Source organism: Streptomyces sp. NBC_00670 (assembly GCF_036226765.1).
Lineage (GTDB): Bacteria > Actinomycetota > Actinomycetes > Streptomycetales > Streptomycetaceae > Streptomyces.
On record NZ_CP109017.1, the window covers coordinates 368,003 to 385,739 of the forward strand.

Sequence of the window (17,737 nt, forward strand, 5' to 3'; positions counted from 1 at the left end):
CGGAGCGCCATGAAGCCGAGTCCCGCCCTCGCCGCTGTCCTCGACGGCCTGGTCGACATGCACGTCCACTCCGGCCCCAGCCCGTTCCCCCGCCGCTTCGACCATGTCGAGGCCGCGCGGGACGGCGCCCGGATCGGACTGCGCGCGATGGTCGCCAAGTCCCACCACCACAACACCCAGATGGACATCCTGGCGATGAGGGACCGCTTCGCCGATGTCGCCGCCACCGCCTTCGGGGGCATCGCCCTCAACAGCACCGTCGGCGGGCTCAACGTGCACGCCGTGCGCATGTGCCTGCGCATGGGCGGCAAGATCGTCTGGTTCCCGACCATCTCCTCCGGCCGGCACCTGGAGTGTCACCCCGAGGACGGGTCGTTCCCCACCACCACCGTGCCGCTGACGCTGGAGCGCATCGACATCGTCGACGACCGCGGCGAGCTGAAGCCCGAGGTGGGCGAGATCCTCGACGAGATCAAGGAGCAGGAGGCCGTCCTCAACGGCGGCCACATGTACCCCGAGTACATCCGCACCCTGTTCCAGGCCGCCAAGGAGCGCGGGATCACGCGCATGGCCGTCAGCCACCCCGACTTCGTCATCGGCGCCGACCCCGAGCTGTGCCGCGAACTCGTCGGGCTCGGCGCGTACATCGAGCACGAGTGCGCGATGTACGACCCCGAGGGGCCCGAGCGGTGGGACCCGCGGCAGCTCATGAACTGGATCGAGACCATCGGCCCCGAGCACACCGTGCTCGCCTCCGACCTCGGCCAGGCCGCCAACCCCAAGCCGGTGGACGCCTGGCTGCGGGTGGCCGGCGCGCTGCTCGACCTCGGCCTGCCCGAGAAGGACCTGCGCCGCATGGTCCGCGACAACCCGTCCTACCTGCTCGACCTGGACGACTGACCACCCCGGCACTCCCCCGCACCGAAGGGACCACCACCGTGTACGCCAAGGACGACCCGCGCTCCTCGCTCGCGACGGCGACGGGCACCGCGACCGCTCCCCGCCCGGACGCCGGTGACGCCATCGCCGCCGCCCAGTACTTCGACTTCCGCACCCTCGCCGCACCCGACGCCGCCACCCCCGAGGGGCGTACGGCCGTCGTCCGCGCCCAGAACGCCGTCCTGGTGCACACCGAGGCACGGACCGGCGACGAGCTGGACAACGGCACCCTCGACGGCGAACTCGCCGTCGTGGTCACCGACGACTCCCCCGCCTTCTCCGTCCACACCGACGACGGCGAGACCCGTGTCGAGGAAGCCGGCCTCGTGGTGGTCCCGCCCGGCGCCTCCCGGATCACCGTGCACGGCGACGGCCCGCTGGTCCGTCTGATCGAGGCCGGTGAGCCCGCCTGGCGGGAGCGGGCCGTGAACGCCGGCGCCTACGCCGAGGACCACCCGCGGGTCGCCCTGCTGCGCCGGTGGCCGGAACCCGTCGGCAAGCGGGCGGTCCGGTTCTACCCGCTCTCCGAGGTGCCGGACGAGCCCGGCCGGTTCGGCCGGATCTTCCGCACCCGCGCGTTCATGGTCAACTTCCTGCCCCCGCAGGACGGTCCGCGCGACCCGCGCCGCCTCTCCCCGCACACGCACGACGACTTCGAGCAGCTCTCCCTGGCGATGCGCGGCACCTACGTCCACCACATCCGCACCCCCTGGCTCAACGACAGCACCGGCTGGCGCGAGGACGAGCACGTGCGGCTGGGCAGCCCCTCCCTGGCGATCATCCCGCCGCCCACGGTGCACACCTCCGCGGCCGAGGACCCCGGCGTCAACCAGCTGATCGACATCTTCAGCCCGCCGCGCGCCGACTTCTCCGCCAAGCCCGGCTGGGTGCTCAACGCCGACGACTACCCGATGCCGTGAGCACACCACGACGCACAGGCGCCGGGCTGTTCGCGGCGGACCGCACGCACACCCCGGTCGGTACCTGGCTGAAGATCGCCTCGGGCGAACCGGTGGAGATCATGGCGTACGCCGGTTTCGACTACGTCGTCATCGACCTGGAGCACGCCCCGCTCGACCTCCAGACCGCGTACCGGCTGATCAACTCGGCCGCCGCGCTGGGCATGGTCCCGCTGGTGCGGGTGCCGGACACCACCGCCTCGACCATCCAGAAGATCCTCGACGCGGGCGCCATGGGCATCCTCGTCCCGCACGTCGACACCGTCGAGCAGGCGGAGGCCGTCGGCCGCGCCTGCCGCTTCCCGCCGCAGGGGGTGCGGGGCGCCGGCGGCACCAGCAGGGCCGGGGCCTGGGGGCTGCGCCCGGACGCCGAGTACCGTGCGGTCGGCAACGACGACGTGCTCTGCGTCCCGCAGCTGGAGAGCGCCGAGGCGATCGAGGCCGCGCCCGGGATCCTCGCCCTGGACTGTGTGGACGCGGTGTTCGTCGGTGCCGCCGACCTCTCCATGTCCCTGGGGACGACGCCGGCCTCGCCCGAGGTGCTGGCGATGATCGACGCGACGGCCCGGGCCGCGCACACCGCGGGCAAGCGGCTGGGGCTCGCCTTCGGCGGCGTCCCGGAGCGGGCCGCGCGGGCGGTGCGCGAGGGCTGCGACTTCGTCCTGCTCAGCAACGACACGTCGATGCTGGCCGGGGCCGCACGGGCGCTGGTCACGGCGTTCCGGGAAGCGGAGGAGACGTGAGGGCACGGACCCCGGGCGTCCCACCGATGGCGTCACCGGTGCCACCGGTGCCACCGGTGACGTCACTGACGCCGATACCACCGGTGCCGCCGCCCGCACATCCCGTCCGCCATACGAACAGGAGGAACTGATGCGGAAGGCCGAAAAGGTCATCATCACCACCGCGGTGACGGGCTCTGTGCACGTGCCGTCGCAGAGTCCCCACCTCCCGCTGTCCGCCGCACAGGTGGCCGAGTCCGCACTGGCCGCGGTCGAGGCCGGATCGGCGATCGTGCATCTGCACGCCCGGCAGCCGGACGGCCGCCCCACCGCCGACCCCGAGGTCTTCGAGGAGATCATCAGCGCCCTCACGGCCCGCACCGACGCCGTCGTCAACATCACCACCGGCGGCTCCTCGGCCATGACCATGGACGAACGGCTCGCCGCCGCGATGCGCCTCCGGCCCGAGCTGGCCTCGATGAACATGGGCTCCATGAACTTCGTGTACTCCGGCATCGCCGACAAGGTGACCGCCTGGCAGCACGACTGGGAGAAGCCCTACGTCCTCAACACCTACTCCAAGCCGTTCGTCAACACCTTCGACTCCATCGAGCACACCCTGCGCACGCTCGGCGAGTTCGGCACCCGGTTCGAGTACGAGTGCTACGACATCGGGCACCTGTACTCCCTCGCGCACTTCGTCGACGCGGGCCTTGCCAAGCCGCCGCTGCTGATCCAGGGGGTGTTCGGCGTCCTCGGCGGCATCGGGGCCGACCACGCCAACCTCGAACACATGGTGCACATCGCGGACAAGCTGTTCGGTGACGACTACACCTTCTCCGCCTTCGCCGCAGGCCGCGAGCAGCTGCGGTTCGGCACGCACAGCGCCTGGCTCGGCGGCCATGTGCGGGTCGGTCTGGAGGACAGCCTGTGGCTGGGCAGGGGGCGGCTCGCCGAGACCAACGCACAGCAGGTCCGGAAGATCCGCGCCGCCGTCGAGGACCTCGGGAAAGAGATCGCGACACCCGACGAGGCGCGGCAGATGCTCGCGCTGCGCGGTGCCCGGACCCCATGAGCACGAGGCCCCGCGCACACCGTCGCACCAGCATCGCCGCACCGGCACAGGAAAGGACACACCGCACATGCCCGAGGAACTGAACCCCCGCCCGCCGCTCGCCGGCAAGGTCGTCCTGCTCGTCGGCGCGAGCCTGGGGATCGGGGCCGACGCCGCACGCGTCCTCGCCGCGGACGGCGCCGCGCTCATGCTCGTCGCCCGCAGCGAGGAGCCGCTCGCCGCCCTCACCAAGGAGCTCACCGGGCAGGGGCACGACGTGGCCTACACCACCGGTGACGTCTCCGATCCGGCGAGCGTGGCCGCGTTCGTCGACGCCACCGCCGACCGGTTCGGCCGTCTCGACGGCGCGTACAACAACGCGGCCGTCACCCAGGGCGGACGTCTGGACCAAGTGTCGGAGGAGGACTTCGACCGGATCATGGCCGTGAACGTCAAGGGCACCTGGCTCTGCATCCGCGAGGAGGTGCGGGTCATGGAGGCGCAGGGCTCCGGTTCGATCGTCAACACGAGCAGCATCGGCGGGCTGCGCGGCAGCTCCGGCATGGGCGCCTACCAGGCCACCAAGCACGCGGTCATCGGGCTGACCCGGACGGCGGCCCACGACTTCGGGCCGCTCGGCATCCGGGTCAACGTCATCGCCCCCGGGCCCACCGAGACGCCGATGCTCGACCGGACGCGCCTCGCGATCCCCGGCGGCGTGGAGGCCCGTATCGCCGCCACCCCGCTGCGGAAGGCGGGCACGGGCAGCGAGGTCGGCGCGACCGCGGCCTTCCTGCTCAGTGACCGGGCGAGCCACATCAGCGGGGCCGTGCTGCCGGTCGACGGAGGGTTCAGTGCCTGAGACCACCGGCGCCGCCCCCGGCGCCCTTGCCTGCCTGCCCGGAACGCTGCGGCTGCCGGCGCGGGTGCACTTCGGCCACGGCTCCCGGGCACTGCTGCCGGAGGTCGTGGCCCTGCACGGACGGCGGGTGTTCGCCGTCGTCGACCCGTTCCTCGCGACCACACCGCACATCACCGCCGTCCTCGACGCACTGACCGGCGCCGGTCTCGACGTGCGGACGTACACCAGCGTCACCCCGGAACTGCCCGTCGGCACCCTGGACTCCGCCGCCGTCCAGGCGCGGGAGTACGGCGCCGAGGTCGTCCTCGCGATCGGCGGGGGCAGCGCCCTGGACGCGGCCAAGCTGATCGCGCTGCTGTGCGTGCACGAGGGTCCGCCGGAGCGGTACTACGGCGAGAACCTGGTGCCCGGTCCGGTCGTGCCGGTGGTCGCGGTGCCGACGACCGCGGGCACCGGGTCGGAGGTGACACCGGTGGCCGTCGTCTCCGATCCGGGCCGGGAGCTGAAGGTGGGTGTCTCCAGCCCGTTCCTGGTACCGGCCGCGGCGGTCGTCGACCCCGATCTCACCCTGGGCGCACCGCGCGGGGTGACCGCCTTCTCCGGCATCGACGCGCTCGTGCACGCCGCCGAGTCCTACACCGCGCGGCCACTGCCCGCCGACTGGTCGGGGACGCCGCCGGTGTTCACGGGGCGCAACGCGCTGACGGAGCCGGTCGCGCTCCAGGCGGCGGGAAGGCTGGGGCCCTGGTTGCCGGTCGCCGTCCGGGAGCCCGTCGGCCGGCACGCCCGGCACGAGGTGGCCCTGGGCGCGCTGCTCGCCGGGATCGCCTTCGGCTCGACCGGCACGCATCTGTGCCATGCCTTGCAGTACCCGATCGGCGCGCTCACCAAGACGCCGCACGGCCTGGGCACCGGGCTGCTGCTGCCCTACGTCCTGGACGCGCTGCGCGCCGACGCCGACGTGGCCGTGCGGGTCGCCGCGTTCGGGGCGGCGCTGGAACACCTCCCGGCGGAGGACGCCTCCGCGCTGCGGACGGTGATGCGCGTGGCCGAGCTCAACGAGGCCATCGGGGTCCCCGCGACGCTCGCCGAACTCGGCATCGAGCGGGACCAGTTGGCGGACATCGCCGAGCTGGGCCTGCGCTCGGCACGGCTCCTCGCCATCGCCCCGCTGGAGCCGTCCCGGGAGCTGCTCCTGGACATCCTCGGACGGGCGCACGCCGGAATCCTCGACGGAACGGACAGCCACAGGAAACGGACGGTGGTATGAACCCGCACACGGACCTGTTCATCGGCGGCCGGTGGCGGCCGGGCGCCGACGGCGAGCGGTTCGACGTCGTCGATCCCGCCGACCTCTCGGTGCTCGCCCGCTTCGCCGTCGCCACCGAGCGGGACTGCCTGGACGCCGTCGACGCGGCCGCCGCCGCACAGGAGTCCTGGGCGGCGACCGCGCCGCGCGAGCGCGGTGAACTGCTGCGCGCCGCCTACGACATCCTCACCGCCGAAATCGAGGAGTTCGCCGAGCTCATGGTGCGGGAGAACGGCAAGTCCTGGGCGGACGCGCTCGGTGAGGCGCACTACGCCAAGGAGTTCTTCCGCTGGTTCGCCGAGGAGGCCGTCCGCGTGCCGGGCGACTACCGGCTCTCCCCTTCCGGCGACAAGCGGATCGTCGTCGACCGGCAGCCGATCGGGGTGTCACTGCTGATCACCCCCTGGAACTTCCCCGCGGCGATGGCGACGCGCAAGCTGGCTCCCGCGCTCGCCGCCGGCTGTACGACCGTCCTCAAGCCCGCCGGGGAGACACCGCTCACCGCGGCCTACGTGGTGGAGGTGCTGCGGCGGGCCGGGGTCCCCGACGGCGTCGTCAACCTGGTCACACCCGTGCCGCCGGGCCCCGCCGTCAAGCGGATGCTGGACCGGCCGGAGGTCAGGAAGCTGTCGTTCACCGGGTCCACCGAGGTCGGCCGGGAGTTGCTGCGCGGGTGCGCGGACACGGTGGTGAGCGCGTCGATGGAGCTGGGCGGCAACGCGCCCCTGCTCGTACTCCCGGGCGCGGATCTGGAGTTGACGGTGCGGGAGGCGCTGCTCGCCAAGTTGCGCAACGGCGGAGCGGCCTGCACCGCCGCCAACCGGTTCTACGTCCACGCCTCGCTGCACGACGAGTTCGTCGCCCGGATGGACGCCGCGCTCGCCGAGGTCACGGTCGGCCCCGGTCTGGACCGTGCGCACACGCTCGGCGCGCTCGTGTCGGTCGCCGAGCGGGACAAGGTCGCCGCCCTCGTCGAGGCCGCGGTCGCGCAGGGGGCGACCCTCGTACGGGGCGGCGGCGGCCGGGCCGGCGGCGCGTTCTACGACGCGACACTGCTCACCGGGGTCGTGCACGGTTCGCCACTGACCAGGACGGAGATCTTCGGGCCGGTGACCGCGGTCGTCCGGTACGAGGACGTCGACGAGGCGGTCCGGATGGCCAACGACACGGTGCACGGGCTGATGGCGTACGTGTTCGGCGAGGAACGGGAGGCGATGGCCGTCGCCCGCCGGCTGGAGGCCGGCATGGTCGCGGTCAACCGGGGCGTGGTGAGCGATCCGGCGGCGCCGTTCGGCGGGGTCAAGCAGAGCGGCCTGGGCCGGGAGGGCGGCTTCGAGGGCATCCTGGAGTTCCTGGAGGAGAAGTACCTGGCGCTGACCGCGTGACGTCGGTCCCCCGGGGGCTCCCCTCCGGGGCTTTCGCCCCTTCCGCCCCCGGGGGACCCGTATCGACGAGCACTCCGACGAGCGCTCAGGCGCAGATGAGGTCCCTGACCGTCTGGAACGCCTCGTACTCCTCCTTCTGGTCGACGGGGAGCTGGTAGAAGCCGGCGGTTATCCGCGGCACCGACGGGATGACCGTCAGACGGAACTTCTGGCCGTCGGTCGTGGAGAGGTGGAAGCGGCCCTGGAGGTCGCGCTTCTTCACGGCGGCGCGGTTGGTGTCGGTGATGGTCACCGGCGTGCCCGGGGTGATCACCCCGTTGTTCTCCTCGATCGGTACGACGACGAGTTCCGTGCTGCCGGGTCTGAAGCCGACGGCGTAGTTGTAGACCGTGGTGCTGCGGTACACGACGTAGTTCCGCTGCTTCATGTCCGAGGCGTAGACCTTGGTGTACCCCGTCCCGTTCGGTACGGCGGCGTCGAAGGCCGCGTGGAGCGCCGCCTTGAGTTCTTCCTTGCTCGCCACTGTGGTTCGTCCCTCTCGGTGTCCGTGCTGTTCGTGTCTGTTCGTGCCGTCCGCGGCTGTCCGCGGCCGTCCGTACGGACGGCCGCGTGCGCGCGTGCCCGCGGGGCCGGGGCGCGCGGCGCGGCGCGGCCCCGGGCGGGTTCGACCGGGGTTGACTGTACAGCCAGCCAGTCGAAATGCCGAATGCCAATTACCTTTGTGGGGGGCCGAGTTCGGGCCGGGCGCCGCCCCGGAACGGCGCCGCGGGGCGGGGAAGGGAGAATGGTCCCTGCTGGGGGCCGCTCCCGGCGTGCAGCGCGAGTCGAGAGAAGGTGGGGTGGCGGTGTCGCCGCGAAGGCCGGAGGCGAACGAGGAGTTGCGGGCCCAGTCGCGGGAGAAGATCCTCGGCGCGGCCCTGGAGGTCTTCGCCGAGAAGGGGTACCACGACGCCACGGTCTCCGACATCACCGCCCGGGCCGGCGTCTCGCGCGGCCTGCTGACGTACTACTTCCCGGGGAAGCAGAGCCTCGTCGACGAACTCCTGGACCGCTATCTGGACGGCGTGGCCACGCTCGTCGAGGTGCGGGGCACGCCCGACGAACGGCTGGCCGCCATCATCGACGGGGTCCTCGTCACCGCCGCCGCGACGGTGCGGGTGCAGCGCATCACGCTGAGCCTCGTGGTCAACCCGGCCACGCACCCCCTGTTCGCGGCGGCGGAGGCGCGCAAGGAGGAGCGGCTGGCGGCGCTGGAGGACACGCTCCGGGACATGTTCGCCGCCCGGGGCGCGGCGGACCCCGAGCTGGAGGAGGTACTGCTGCGCAGCGTCCTGGAGGGCGTGATCTTCAAAACGGCGGTGTACGGCGGCCAGTACCCGGCCGAACAGATCCGACGCCGCCTCTACGCGCTCTACGACCTGCCCGCCCCCAAGACCGACCTGCTCCCCGCACTCCCGCCCGACCAGGGCCGGATGCGAGCGGCCCGGGCGCTCGACGGCTAGCCGGACCCGCCTGCGACAGCCGTTTCCCCGGCAACCACCGGACCCCGGCGGGCAGCCGAACCCGCCACCGACACCGACCCCCGGCAGGCAGCCGACCCCCGGCGGGCGGCCCGCCCGCCCCGCCGCCCGCCGGGGACCGTCACCTCACCAGGACGACTTCGTCACCCCCGGCAGGAAGCCCGCGTGTGCCTCTTCGCGCATGCGGACCCGGGAGAGGCCGAACTTGCGCAGATGTCCGCGCGGGCGGCCGTCTACGGCGTCGCGGTTGCGTACCCGCGTGGCGCTGGCGTCCCGCGGCTGGCGGCGCAACTCCCGTAGCGCTTCGGCGCGTTCGGTCTCGCTCGAACCCGGCCTGCGGATGATGTCCTTCAGTTCGGCGCGGCGGGCGGCATGGCGCTGGACGACCGCCTTGCGCCGCTCGTTCTTCGCGATCTTGCTCTTCTTCGCCATCAGACGCGCTCCCCTCGCGCCCTGATGCGTGCCACGGCGGCCTCGATGCCGAGGGCGTCCACGGTCTTGATGCCCTTGGCGCTCAGCACCAGCCGGACGTACCGGCCCTCGCTCGGCAGCCAGTAGCGCTTGCGCTGGATGTTGGGGTCGAACCGGCGCGACGTACGCCGGTGCGAGTGGGAGATCTTGTTGCCGAAGCCGGGGCGCGCCCCGGTCAGTTGGCAGTGCGCGGACATGGGTGTCCTGGTCCTCTCCGGAGCGACGAGCCCCTGTCGATAATGAAAATCGTTGTCGTATGCTACCCCCATGGCTCGCAACGAGATCCGCCCGATCATCAAGCTCCGCTCCACCGCCGGCACCGGCTACACGTACGTGACCCGCAAGAACCGGCGGAACGACCCCGACCGCCTGGTCCTGCGCAAGTACGACCCGGTCGCGGGCCGGCACGTCGAGTTCCGCGAGGAACGCTGACGCCCGGCAGCGACGCCACAACCCCGCTCCGACCCCTGCGAGGACCCACCATGAAATCCGGTATCCATCCGCCCTACGGCCCCGTCGTCTTCCGTGACCGCGCGGCGGGGTTCGCCTTCCTCACCCGTTCCACCATGACCAGCGACCGCACCGTGGAGTGGGAGGACGGCGAGGTGTACCCCGTGGTCGACGTCGAGATCTCCTCGGCGAGCCACCCCTTCTACACGGGCACCGCCCGGGTGGTCGACACCGCCGGGCGGGTCGAGCGCTTCGAGCGCCGCTACGGCCGCGGGGCCCGCTGATGTCCGCCGCCCACCCGCTCCCCGTCCTGCTCGTCGCCGGTCTGCACGCCGACGCGCGCCGGCGCGCCGTGGACCGGCTGCTGCGGGACGTGCCCGGCAGCGTCGTCGTCCACCACGACCTGTCGGCGGCCGCGTCCGGCACCGTACGGCGCACCGTCCGCGACCTCTCGGGCCCGCGCGCGTACGACGAGATCCCGCTGGTCGACGGCTGCGCGTGCTGTGCGCTGCGCGAGGACCTGCTGCCGGAGCTGCGGCGGCTCGCGGAGGAGGGCACGCCCCGGCTGGCGGTGGTCGAGCTGTGGGACTCCGTCGAGCCGCGCACCGTCGCCGAGCTGGTGGCCGCGCACGGCGCCGGCGTCCTGCGCCTGGCCAACGTCATGACGGCGGTCGACCCCGCGCTGGTGCTGCCCACCCTCGGCAACGGGGACGACCTCGCCGAGGCGGGGCTCGCGGCGGCCGCGACGGACCGGCGGACCGTGGGCGACACCTTCGCCCGTCAGCTGGAGTACCCGGCCGTGCACGTCCTGGCCGACCCCGGCGCGGCGGACCCGGACGACCTCGCGCTGCTCACCCAGCTCCACCCGACGGCCCTGCGCGTCCCGCTCGACTCGGCGGAGCCGGCCCGGCTGGCGTTCGCCGGGTTCGACGTGGAGGCCGCGGCGGTGGCGCAGCACCCGGCCTGCGCCCGGCTTCCGCAGGACGCGGACGAGGCGGGCGTGGCCACCCTGGTCTGGCGCGGCCGGCGCCCCTTCCACCCGGAACGCCTGTACGCGGCGCTGGAGGAGCTGTGCTGCGCGGCCGTCCGCAGCCGGGGCCGGTTCTGGCTCGCGGACCGGCCCGACACCCTGCTGTCGTGGGACGCGGCGGGCGGCGCCCTGTGCGTGGAGGACACCGGCCCGTGGCTCGCCTCGCTGCCCGACGCGGCCTGGGACCTGGTGCCGCCCGCCCGCCGCGCCGCCGCCGCGCTCGACTGGCACCCCGAGCACGGGGACCGGGGGCAGCACCTGGTGTTCACCTCCCCCGGGCTCGACGGGGACGAGCTGTCCACCGTCCTCGCGTCCTGCCTGCTCACCGACGAGGAGCTGGCGGGCGGCACCGAGGCGTGGAAACGCCTGCCGTCCGCCTTCGACGCGCTCCTCGACCCCGTTTCCTGACCACTCCCGCCCCCGGCCCCACCCGACGGAGGAACTCCTCATGGCCGTGCCCAAGCGCAAGATGTCCCGCAGCAACACTCGTCACCGCCGTGCCCAGTGGAAGGCGGCCGCTCCCCGTCTCGTACCGGTGACGGTGGACGGCGTCTCCCATCTGGTGCCGCAGCACCTCGTCCCGGCGTACCGGCGCGGGCTGTTGCGCCCGGAGGACTGACGGCACCCGCGACAACACCCCGGCGGCCCGGCACGGCGTACCCGTGCCGGGCCGTCGTGCTGTGCGCAAGTCGCTCCGCGGGCACGGCCGTTCGAAACCTTTCCTGTCGGGCCCGCGCCTCCTCTCCCGCGAACCCCGGACACCTCCTTGTCCGCTGTCTCCGTTGCCGCATCGTGCCCGAAGGGTGAAAACGGAGGTGCGCAAACGCCTTGACCCTGGCGATCCACCGACCTTACATTCCCCGAGTCATTCGTCATCGTGACGAGTGTTCACATATGTGGTCAGCAAGTGGATGAGGTCTCCGTGCTCCAGGGCATCCTGTTCTTTCCCGTCACCCCGTTCGGGGTCGACGGTTCGGTCGACGTGTCGAAACTTTCGGACCATCTCAAGGCGGGGATCGAGTCCGGCCCGGGCGGCGTCTTCGTGGCCTGCGGCACCGGCGAGTTCCACGCCCTGGGGGTGGCGGAGTACGCCGAGGTGGTGCGCACCGCGGTGCGGATGGCGGACGGCCGGGTGCCCGTCTTCGCGGGGGCCGGCGGCGCCCTCCCGCTGGCCCGGGAGTACGCGCGGGCGGCGGAGGAGGCCGGTGCGGACGGACTGCTGCTGATGCCGCCGTACCTGGTGGCGGGACCGCCGGCCGGGCTGGTCGCGTACGTCCGCGAGGTCGTCGCCGCCACCTCGCTGCGGGTCATCGTCTACCAGCGGGCCAACGCCCGCCTGGACGTGCCCTCCGCCCTGGAGGTGGCCCGGATGCCGCAGGTCGTGGGCCTGAAGGACGGCACCGGCGACCTCGACCTGCTGTCGCGGATCGTGACCGCCGTCCGGGCGGACCCGGCCACCGGCGGCGCGGAGTTCCAGTTCTTCAACGGCATGCCGACCGCCGAGGGCACCCAGCTCGCCTACCGGGGCATCGGCGTGGACCTGTACTCCTCGGCGGTGTTCTGCTTCGCCCCCGAGATCGCGCTCGCCTTCCACCGGGCGGTCACGGCCGGGGACGACGAGAAGGTGCAGCGGCTGCTGGCCGGCTTCTACCACCCGCTGATCGCCCTGCGCGAGCGCGTGCCCGGCTACTCGGTCTCCCTGGTCAAGGCGGCCGTCCGGCTGCGCGGACTGGACGTCGGCGGGGTACGGCCGCCGCTCACCGACCCGGCCCCCGGGGACCTCGCCGAGCTGGAGCGGATCATCGCCAAGGGGGACGACATCCGATGAGCGAGGCACTGCGGATCACCCGCGTCGACATCACCCCCGTCGCGTTCAAGGACCCGGCCCTGCTCAACGCCGTCGGCGTCCACGAGCCCTACGCGCTGCGCGCGGTCATCGAGGTGAGCACGGACCAGGGCCTCACCGGACTGGGCGAGACCTACGCCGACGAGGGCCATCTGCGCCGGCTGCGCACGGCCGCCGACGCCCTCACCGGCATGGACGTGCACGACCTCGGCCCGATGCGCCGGCGCGTCGCCGAGGTGCTCGGCGGGGACAGCGGCAGCGACGGCCACGGCCTGACCGGCATGATCACCACCAGCTCCACGGTGGACCGGGTCTTCTCCCCCTTCGAGGTGGCCTGCCTCGACATCCGGGGCCGCGCCACCGGCCGCCCCGTCAGCGACCTGCTCGGCGGCGCCGTCCGCGACACGGTGCCCTTCAGCGCCTACCTCTTCTACAAGTGGGCCGGCCACCCGGAGCACGAGCCCGACGCCTTCGGCCCCGCGCTGGACCCGGAGGGCATCGTCGCGCAGGCCCGGCGCATGGTGACGGAGTACGGCTTCACGGCGATCAAGCTCAAGGGCGGTGTCTTCCCGCCCGAGCAGGAGGTGGAGGCGGTCCTCGCCCTGCGCGAGGCGTTCCCCGACGTGCCGCTGCGCCTGGACCCCAACGCCGCCTGGACGGTGGAGACTTCGCTGAAGGTGGCCCGGGACCTGGACGGTGTCCTGGAGTACCTGGAGGACCCCACACCCGGTCAGGAGGGCATGGCGCGGGTGGCGCGCGAGGCCTCGATGCCACTGGCCACCAACATGTGTGTGGTCGCCTTCGACGAACTGCCCTCCGCGGTGCGCGGCGACGCCGTGCAGGTCGTCCTCTCCGACCACCACTACTGGGGCGGTCTGCAGCGCTCCAAACTGCTGGCCGGGATCTGCGACACCTTCGGGCTGGGGCTGTCCATGCACTCCAACTCCCACCTCGGGATCAGCCTCGCGGCCATGACGCACCTGGCCGCCGCCACCGAGAACCTGACCTACGCCTGCGACACCCACTGGCCGTGGAAGGACCCCGCGGAGGACGTGATCGCCCCCGGCGCGCTCGGCTTCCGCGACGGTTCCGTCGCCGTCCCGCGCACCCCGGGCCTCGGCGTGGAACTGGACCGCGACGCGCTGGCCGTACTGCACGAGCAGTACCTGCGCTGCGGACTGCGCAACCGGGACGACACCGGGTACATGCGCCGCCTCGACCCGACCTACGAGAAGAAGTCGCCGCGCTGGTGACACCGGGCGGTCTACGCCCCAAGGACCCACCCCCCTCCGGCAGTTCGCTCCACTCCCGCTCCCTCACGACAAGCTCCCTCACGACAAGAAGGTCCTCTTATGCATTGGCTGGACTGGACCACCCTCGGCGCCTATTTCGTGGTGATGCTCCTCATCGGCGTGTGGTCGCACCGGCGCGTCAGCGACGTCTCCGACTACTTCACCGGCGGCGGAAAGATGCCCTGGTGGCTGACCGGCATCTCGCACCACATGTCGGGCTACAGCGCCGCCGTGTTCGTGGCCTATGCCGCGGTCGCCTACAACTACGGCATCACCGTCTACGTCTGGGCGTTCCTGCCGCTCGCACTGGGCACCGGCGTCGGCGCCTTCCTCTTCGCACCGCGCTGGAACCGGCTGCAGAAGCGGTTCAAGGTGGCCTCGCCGCTGGAATACCTCAAGCGCCGGTACAACGTGCCCACCCAGCAGGCGCTGGCGTGGAGCGGTGCCCTGCTCAAGGTGTTCGACGTGGCCGCCAAGTGGGCCTCGGTGGCGGTGCTGCTGAAGGTCTTCACCGGTATGTCCATGACCAACGGCATCCTGCTGACCGGCGTCATCACCCTGCTGTACTGCACGGTCGGCGGACTGTGGGCGGACGCCCTCACCGAGTTCGGCCAGTTCATCATCCAGGGTGTGGCCGCGCTGTCCATGATGTGGGTGGTCCTCGACCGGCTCGGCGGCATCTCCGGGCTCGGCACCCTGTGGCACCGGCTGCCCGCGCACCACACCGACCCGCTCGTCGGCCCCTACACGGCCGGCTTCCTCACCGCGTACATCGTCGTCAAGCTCTTCGAGTACAACGGCGGCATGTGGAACCTCGCCCAGCGGTACATGGCCACCGACTCCCCCAAGGCCGCCCGGCGTTCGGCCGGTCTGTCGGCGGGGCTCTACCTGGTCTGGCCCGCGATCCTGCTGCTGCCCGCGGTGGCCGCGCCGGTGCTCATGCCGCACATCGCCGACCCGCAGCAGACGTACGCGCTGATGGCGCAGTCCTATCTGCCGATGGGTCTGGTGGGCCTGACCCTGGCCGGCATGTTCTCGCACACCATGGCCATGGCCTCCTCCGACGCCAACGCCGTCTCCGCGGTGGTCACCCGGGACATCCTGCCCGCCCTCTTCCCCGGCTTCCGCAACGCGAGCAGTGAACGCGGGCTGCTGGCGGGGCGGGTGTTCACCGTCGTCTTCATCGCCGGCTCCATGATCGTGGCCATCGAGGCCGACCACTTCGGCGGTGTCCTCGGCATCATCGTGGGCATGGTCGCGGCCGTCATGGGACCGATCTCCATCCCGATGCTGCTCGGGCTGCTGCCCGCCTTCCGCCGCTGCGGACCGCGTGCGGCCCTCGCCTCCTGGGCGCTCGGGCTCGGCGGCTACTTCTTCGTGAAGTACGGGCTCGACGGCGCCTCGCAGACCACGGTCGTCGTCACCCCGCTGGTCACCTCCCTCGTCGTCTACATGGTGCTCGGCCTGGTCCTGCCGGAGCCGAACGCCGAGGCGGACGCCGTCGTCGCCGCGGTCTCCGGCGGTCCGGAGGACCCGGCGCCGGGCGCGGCCGCCGCGCAGCAGCCGGTGGTGGAGCAGGCCTGACGTGCGAGAAGCCGCGAGCGGCGCACCGGGTGGGGACGTGAGCCGTCTCCCCGGGTGCGCCGCTCGCGGCCGTTCGCCGTCGGGAGGTCAGGCGGCGGGCGTCTCGGCGGTGGCGGTGAGGACCGCGCGGCCGAGGGTGTGACCGGCCATGGTGAAGCCGAGGACGGCCGGGGTGGCGTCGGCCGGGACGCCGATCGACTCCACGTCCAGCGCGTGCACCACCACGAAGTAGCGGTGCGGGCCGTGCCCGGCCGGCGGGGCGGCGCCGATGTAGCGCGCCGCGCGGGAGTCGCCCGGCAGCTGGCAGGCGCCCTCGGGCAGCCCCGAGCCGGTGTCGTCGCCCGCGCCCTCCGGCAGTGCGGTGACGGAGGCCGGGATGTCGGCGACCGCCCAGTGCCAGAAGCCGGACCCGGTCGGGGCGTCGGGGTCGTAGACCGTCACCGCGTAGCTCCGGGTGCCCTCGGGCGCGCCGCTCCAGGACAGCTGCGGGGAGACGTCCTTGCCGCCCGGGACGCCGGAGAGGCCGGAGAACTGCGCGATCGGCCAGGCGGCACCGTCGGCGACGGTGGTGCTGGTGACGGTGAAGGAGGCCGCCTCGGGGAGGCGGGCGAAGGGGTCGTTTCCGGTCATCGTGCGGGTTCCTTCCAAGGTTTCGGGAAACGGGCAGCGGTCTGCCCACGGGGGCCGGTTCGGCATCGGCCACGTCATCGACCATAACAGCAATAATCGATTATCAACGCGATCGTCTATGCTGGGCTCATGACTGGAACGACGGCCGGCCCACCGGCCCCCACGGAGAAGCGGATGCTCTCCGAGCAGGTGTACGCCCGCCTGCGCGACGCGATCCTGCGCGGCGACTACGCGCCCGGGCAGGCCCTGAAACCGCAGGAGCTGGCGGGAACGTACGAGGTCAGCCTGGCCGTGGTGCGCGAGGCGCTGGTGCGGGTGGTCGGGGACGGGCTCGCCGACCGGCTGCCCAACCGCGGCTTCGCCGTGCCCGCCTTCTCCGACCGGCGCTGGCAGGAGATCGGCGAGGCCCGGCGGACCATCGAGCCGGTGCTGCTGCGCATGGCCGTCGAGCGCGGTGACGTCGACTGGGAGGCGCGGGTGCGCGCGGCCCACCACCGGCTGGCGCGCACGCCGGCGTTCGTGGCCGGGGAGGGCGAGTTCTACAGCGCCGACTGGGCCGAGGCGCACCGCCTCTTCCACCGCACCCTGCTGGACGGCTGCGGCAACCCGGTCCTGCTGGACACGTTCGACCGGCTGTGGACGGCGAGCGAGCTGATGCGCCGCTGGGCCGGGCACCGCACGCCCGGCCGCGACCACGTCCGCGAGCACGCCCTGCTGGAGGAGGCGGCGCTGGCCCGGGACGCCGACCGTGCCGCGGCCGTCCTCGACCGCCATCTGACCCTGACCGCCGCCGCCCTCGCCCCGGACGACGGCTCACCGGCCCACGAGGAGGACGATCACCGTGCGTGACACCGGTGCCGTGCGCGAGGTGAGCGCCGCCGTCAGCGCCGCCCACACCTTCGTCTACTTCGTCCCCGAGACCGCCGAGGAGGCCGCCGCCCTGGGCGTGACCGAGCGCGGTCCCGCGTATTTCGCGTCCCGCTCGGCCCCGCTGGGCGCCGTCCCGTGGCAGGTGACGTACGCCGCCTTCTACAACTTCAGCCCGCGGGCGGTACGGACCATGACCGGGGTCTGGGACGTCGCACCCCCGGAGCGGTGGCAGGAGGCCCGCTTCACGGCCGTCGGGCGCGCGCTGCGGCGTGTCGGTGTGCCGCTGTCGGACGGGCAGGTCGCGGAGGCACGCGCGCTGCTGGATCCGGTCGTCGCCGGGGCCGACCACTGCGGCAAGGTGCTGGCCGCCGCCAACGCGGCGGTGGCACTGCCGGACGATCCGCTCGTCGCGCTCTGGCAGCAACTCACGGTGGTGCGCGAATGGCGCGGTGACGCCCATCTCGTCGTCCTCGCCGACAACCGCCTCGGCCCGTGCGACTGCACGGTCCTGCAGACCGCCACGGGCCGCCTCCCGACGGCGCTCGCCCGGGCGACCCGCCGCTGGGACGACGAGGAGTGGGCCGCGGCGACGGCCCGGCTCGCCGCCCGCGGCTGGCTCACCCCCGACGGCACGGTGACCGAGGCCGGCGCGGCGGCGCGCGAGCGGATCGAGGCCGAGACCGACGCGCACTGCGCCCCGCTGTGGGCCCCGATCGGCGACACGGGCACCCGCCGCCTCACCGCGCTGCTCGCCCCGCTCGACGAGGCGTTCCGGGCGGCGGGCACGTACCGGCCACGACCGCGCTGACCGGCG

General features: G+C 72.9%; 21 protein-coding genes. 17 read left to right on the plus strand and 4 right to left on the minus strand.

Features of this window, described 5'->3' with window-relative positions; translation table 11 throughout:
- Positions 1 to 9: 9 nt before the first annotated feature.
- The 7 genes from OIE12_RS01505 to OIE12_RS01535 all read left to right on the plus strand — a co-directional run bounded on the left by OIE12_RS01505 (position 10) and on the right by OIE12_RS01535 (position 7,230).
- Positions 10 to 900: a DUF6282 family protein gene (locus OIE12_RS01505; protein ID WP_329130836.1), complete on the plus strand. Its 891-nt coding sequence runs from the start codon at positions 10 to 12 to the stop codon at positions 898 to 900.
- 38 nt (positions 901 to 938) lie between these two features.
- Complete coding sequence (locus tag OIE12_RS01510; protein WP_329130837.1) at positions 939 to 1,859, plus strand: hypothetical protein; 921 nt, start codon at positions 939 to 941, stop codon at positions 1,857 to 1,859.
- Positions 1,856 to 2,641 carry an HpcH/HpaI aldolase family protein gene (locus OIE12_RS01515; RefSeq protein ID WP_329130839.1) on the plus strand — a complete coding sequence of 262 codons (786 nt, stop codon included), beginning with the start codon at positions 1,856 to 1,858 and terminating at the stop codon, positions 2,639 to 2,641. The genes OIE12_RS01510 and OIE12_RS01515 overlap by 4 nt, the downstream gene beginning before the upstream one ends.
- 130 nt (positions 2,642 to 2,771) lie before the next feature.
- Positions 2,772 to 3,695, plus strand: a complete 924-nt coding sequence (locus OIE12_RS01520) for a 3-keto-5-aminohexanoate cleavage protein (protein ID WP_329130841.1) — start codon at positions 2,772 to 2,774, stop codon at positions 3,693 to 3,695.
- Positions 3,696 to 3,762: 67 nt separating this feature from the next.
- Entirely contained in the window at positions 3,763 to 4,536 is a 774-nt protein-coding gene (locus tag OIE12_RS01525; protein ID WP_329130843.1) for an SDR family NAD(P)-dependent oxidoreductase, read from the plus strand.
- The gene (locus tag OIE12_RS01530) at positions 4,529 to 5,806 is read left to right on the plus strand and encodes an iron-containing alcohol dehydrogenase (protein ID WP_329130845.1); all 1,278 of its coding nucleotides are present in this window, start codon (positions 4,529 to 4,531) and stop codon (positions 5,804 to 5,806) included. Before OIE12_RS01525 ends, OIE12_RS01530 begins: the two co-directional genes overlap by 8 nt.
- Positions 5,803 to 7,230, plus strand: a complete 1,428-nt coding sequence (locus OIE12_RS01535; protein WP_329130847.1) for an aldehyde dehydrogenase family protein — start codon at positions 5,803 to 5,805, stop codon at positions 7,228 to 7,230. The genes OIE12_RS01530 and OIE12_RS01535 overlap by 4 nt, the downstream gene beginning before the upstream one ends.
- Positions 7,231 to 7,315: 85 nt before the next feature.
- On the opposite strand, the gene OIE12_RS01540 is transcribed toward OIE12_RS01535, so the two are convergent.
- Positions 7,316 to 7,753 carry a hypothetical protein gene (locus OIE12_RS01540; RefSeq protein WP_329130849.1) on the minus strand — a complete coding sequence of 146 codons (438 nt, stop codon included), beginning with the start codon at positions 7,751 to 7,753 and terminating at the stop codon, positions 7,316 to 7,318.
- A 322-nt stretch (positions 7,754 to 8,075) separates the two neighbouring features.
- Between OIE12_RS01540 and OIE12_RS01545 the strand changes: the two genes are divergently transcribed.
- Positions 8,076 to 8,732 (plus strand): TetR/AcrR family transcriptional regulator, encoded by a 657-nt coding sequence (locus OIE12_RS01545; protein WP_329130850.1) that lies wholly within the window; start codon positions 8,076 to 8,078, stop codon positions 8,730 to 8,732.
- 144 nt (positions 8,733 to 8,876) lie between these two features.
- Here OIE12_RS01545 and rpsN read toward each other — a convergent pair whose 3' ends face one another.
- Both rpsN and rpmB read right to left on the minus strand, forming a co-directional pair.
- Positions 8,877 to 9,182 (minus strand): 30S ribosomal protein S14, encoded by a 306-nt coding sequence (gene rpsN / locus OIE12_RS01550; protein ID WP_329130853.1) that lies wholly within the window; start codon positions 9,180 to 9,182, stop codon positions 8,877 to 8,879.
- Positions 9,182 to 9,418 carry a 50S ribosomal protein L28 gene (rpmB, locus tag OIE12_RS01555; protein ID WP_329130855.1) on the minus strand — a complete coding sequence of 79 codons (237 nt, stop codon included), beginning with the start codon at positions 9,416 to 9,418 and terminating at the stop codon, positions 9,182 to 9,184. Before rpmB ends, rpsN begins: the two co-directional genes overlap by 1 nt.
- Before the next feature lie 70 nt (positions 9,419 to 9,488).
- Between rpmB and rpmG the strand changes: the two genes are divergently transcribed.
- From rpmG to OIE12_RS01590, 7 genes are all read left to right on the plus strand, one after another.
- The gene (rpmG, locus tag OIE12_RS01560) at positions 9,489 to 9,653 is read left to right on the plus strand and encodes a 50S ribosomal protein L33 (RefSeq protein WP_329130857.1); all 165 of its coding nucleotides are present in this window, start codon (positions 9,489 to 9,491) and stop codon (positions 9,651 to 9,653) included.
- Positions 9,654 to 9,703: 50 nt separating this feature from the next.
- Positions 9,704 to 9,955: a type B 50S ribosomal protein L31 gene (locus OIE12_RS01565; protein WP_329130859.1), complete on the plus strand. Its 252-nt coding sequence runs from the start codon at positions 9,704 to 9,706 to the stop codon at positions 9,953 to 9,955.
- Complete coding sequence (locus OIE12_RS01570) at positions 9,955 to 11,109, plus strand: CobW family GTP-binding protein (protein ID WP_329130861.1); 1,155 nt, start codon at positions 9,955 to 9,957, stop codon at positions 11,107 to 11,109. The genes OIE12_RS01565 and OIE12_RS01570 overlap by 1 nt, the downstream gene beginning before the upstream one ends.
- Before the next feature lie 40 nt (positions 11,110 to 11,149).
- The gene (rpmF, locus tag OIE12_RS01575) at positions 11,150 to 11,320 is read left to right on the plus strand and encodes a 50S ribosomal protein L32 (protein WP_329130863.1); all 171 of its coding nucleotides are present in this window, start codon (positions 11,150 to 11,152) and stop codon (positions 11,318 to 11,320) included.
- A gap of 288 nt (positions 11,321 to 11,608) precedes the next feature.
- A complete protein-coding gene (locus OIE12_RS01580; protein ID WP_329130865.1) occupies positions 11,609 to 12,529 on the plus strand; it encodes a 5-dehydro-4-deoxyglucarate dehydratase in 921 nt (306 codons plus the stop codon).
- On the plus strand, positions 12,526 to 13,800 hold the full coding sequence (locus OIE12_RS01585; RefSeq protein WP_329130867.1) for a glucarate dehydratase family protein: 1,275 nt from the start codon (positions 12,526 to 12,528) through the stop codon (positions 13,798 to 13,800). The genes OIE12_RS01580 and OIE12_RS01585 overlap by 4 nt, the downstream gene beginning before the upstream one ends.
- A 99-nt stretch (positions 13,801 to 13,899) precedes the next feature.
- Positions 13,900 to 15,423: a sodium:solute symporter family protein gene (locus OIE12_RS01590; protein WP_329130869.1), complete on the plus strand. Its 1,524-nt coding sequence runs from the start codon at positions 13,900 to 13,902 to the stop codon at positions 15,421 to 15,423.
- Between the two features lie 87 nt (positions 15,424 to 15,510).
- Here the strand turns inward: OIE12_RS01590 and OIE12_RS01595 are convergent, their stop codons facing one another.
- Complete coding sequence (locus OIE12_RS01595; protein WP_329130870.1) at positions 15,511 to 16,053, minus strand: YbhB/YbcL family Raf kinase inhibitor-like protein; 543 nt, start codon at positions 16,051 to 16,053, stop codon at positions 15,511 to 15,513.
- Between the two features lie 129 nt (positions 16,054 to 16,182).
- Here OIE12_RS01595 and OIE12_RS01600 point away from each other — a divergent pair, with 129 nt between their 5' ends.
- A complete protein-coding gene (locus OIE12_RS01600) occupies positions 16,183 to 16,902 on the plus strand; it encodes a GntR family transcriptional regulator (protein WP_329130872.1) in 720 nt (239 codons plus the stop codon).
- Entirely contained in the window at positions 16,895 to 17,731 is an 837-nt protein-coding gene (locus OIE12_RS01605; RefSeq protein ID WP_329130874.1) for an SCO6745 family protein, read from the plus strand. Before OIE12_RS01600 ends, OIE12_RS01605 begins: the two co-directional genes overlap by 8 nt.
- The last annotated feature ends 6 nt before the right edge of the window (positions 17,732 to 17,737 follow it).

Bases quoted from the DNA above. Each gene is read 5' to 3' on its own strand.
- OIE12_RS01505 (WP_329130836.1), top strand. From the start codon at position 10: ATGAAGCCGAGTCCCGCCCTCGCCGCTGTCCTCGACGGCCTGGTCGAC.
- OIE12_RS01520 (WP_329130841.1), top strand. From the start codon at position 2,772: ATGCGGAAGGCCGAAAAGGTCATCATCACCACCGCGGTGACGGGCTCT.
- OIE12_RS01525 (WP_329130843.1), top strand. From the start codon at position 3,763: ATGCCCGAGGAACTGAACCCCCGCCCGCCGCTCGCCGGCAAGGTCGTC.
- OIE12_RS01535 (WP_329130847.1), top strand. From the start codon at position 5,803: ATGAACCCGCACACGGACCTGTTCATCGGCGGCCGGTGGCGGCCGGGC.
- rpsN (WP_329130853.1), bottom strand. From the start codon at position 9,182: ATGGCGAAGAAGAGCAAGATCGCGAAGAACGAGCGGCGCAAGGCGGTC.
- rpmB (WP_329130855.1), bottom strand. From the start codon at position 9,418: ATGTCCGCGCACTGCCAACTGACCGGGGCGCGCCCCGGCTTCGGCAAC.
- rpmG (WP_329130857.1), top strand. From the start codon at position 9,489: ATGGCTCGCAACGAGATCCGCCCGATCATCAAGCTCCGCTCCACCGCC.
- OIE12_RS01565 (WP_329130859.1), top strand. From the start codon at position 9,704: ATGAAATCCGGTATCCATCCGCCCTACGGCCCCGTCGTCTTCCGTGAC.
- OIE12_RS01570 (WP_329130861.1), top strand. From the start codon at position 9,955: ATGTCCGCCGCCCACCCGCTCCCCGTCCTGCTCGTCGCCGGTCTGCAC.
- rpmF (WP_329130863.1), top strand. From the start codon at position 11,150: ATGGCCGTGCCCAAGCGCAAGATGTCCCGCAGCAACACTCGTCACCGC.
- OIE12_RS01585 (WP_329130867.1), top strand. From the start codon at position 12,526: ATGAGCGAGGCACTGCGGATCACCCGCGTCGACATCACCCCCGTCGCG.
- OIE12_RS01590 (WP_329130869.1), top strand. From the start codon at position 13,900: ATGCATTGGCTGGACTGGACCACCCTCGGCGCCTATTTCGTGGTGATG.
- OIE12_RS01595 (WP_329130870.1), bottom strand. From the start codon at position 16,053: ATGACCGGAAACGACCCCTTCGCCCGCCTCCCCGAGGCGGCCTCCTTC.
- OIE12_RS01600 (WP_329130872.1), top strand. From the start codon at position 16,183: ATGACTGGAACGACGGCCGGCCCACCGGCCCCCACGGAGAAGCGGATG.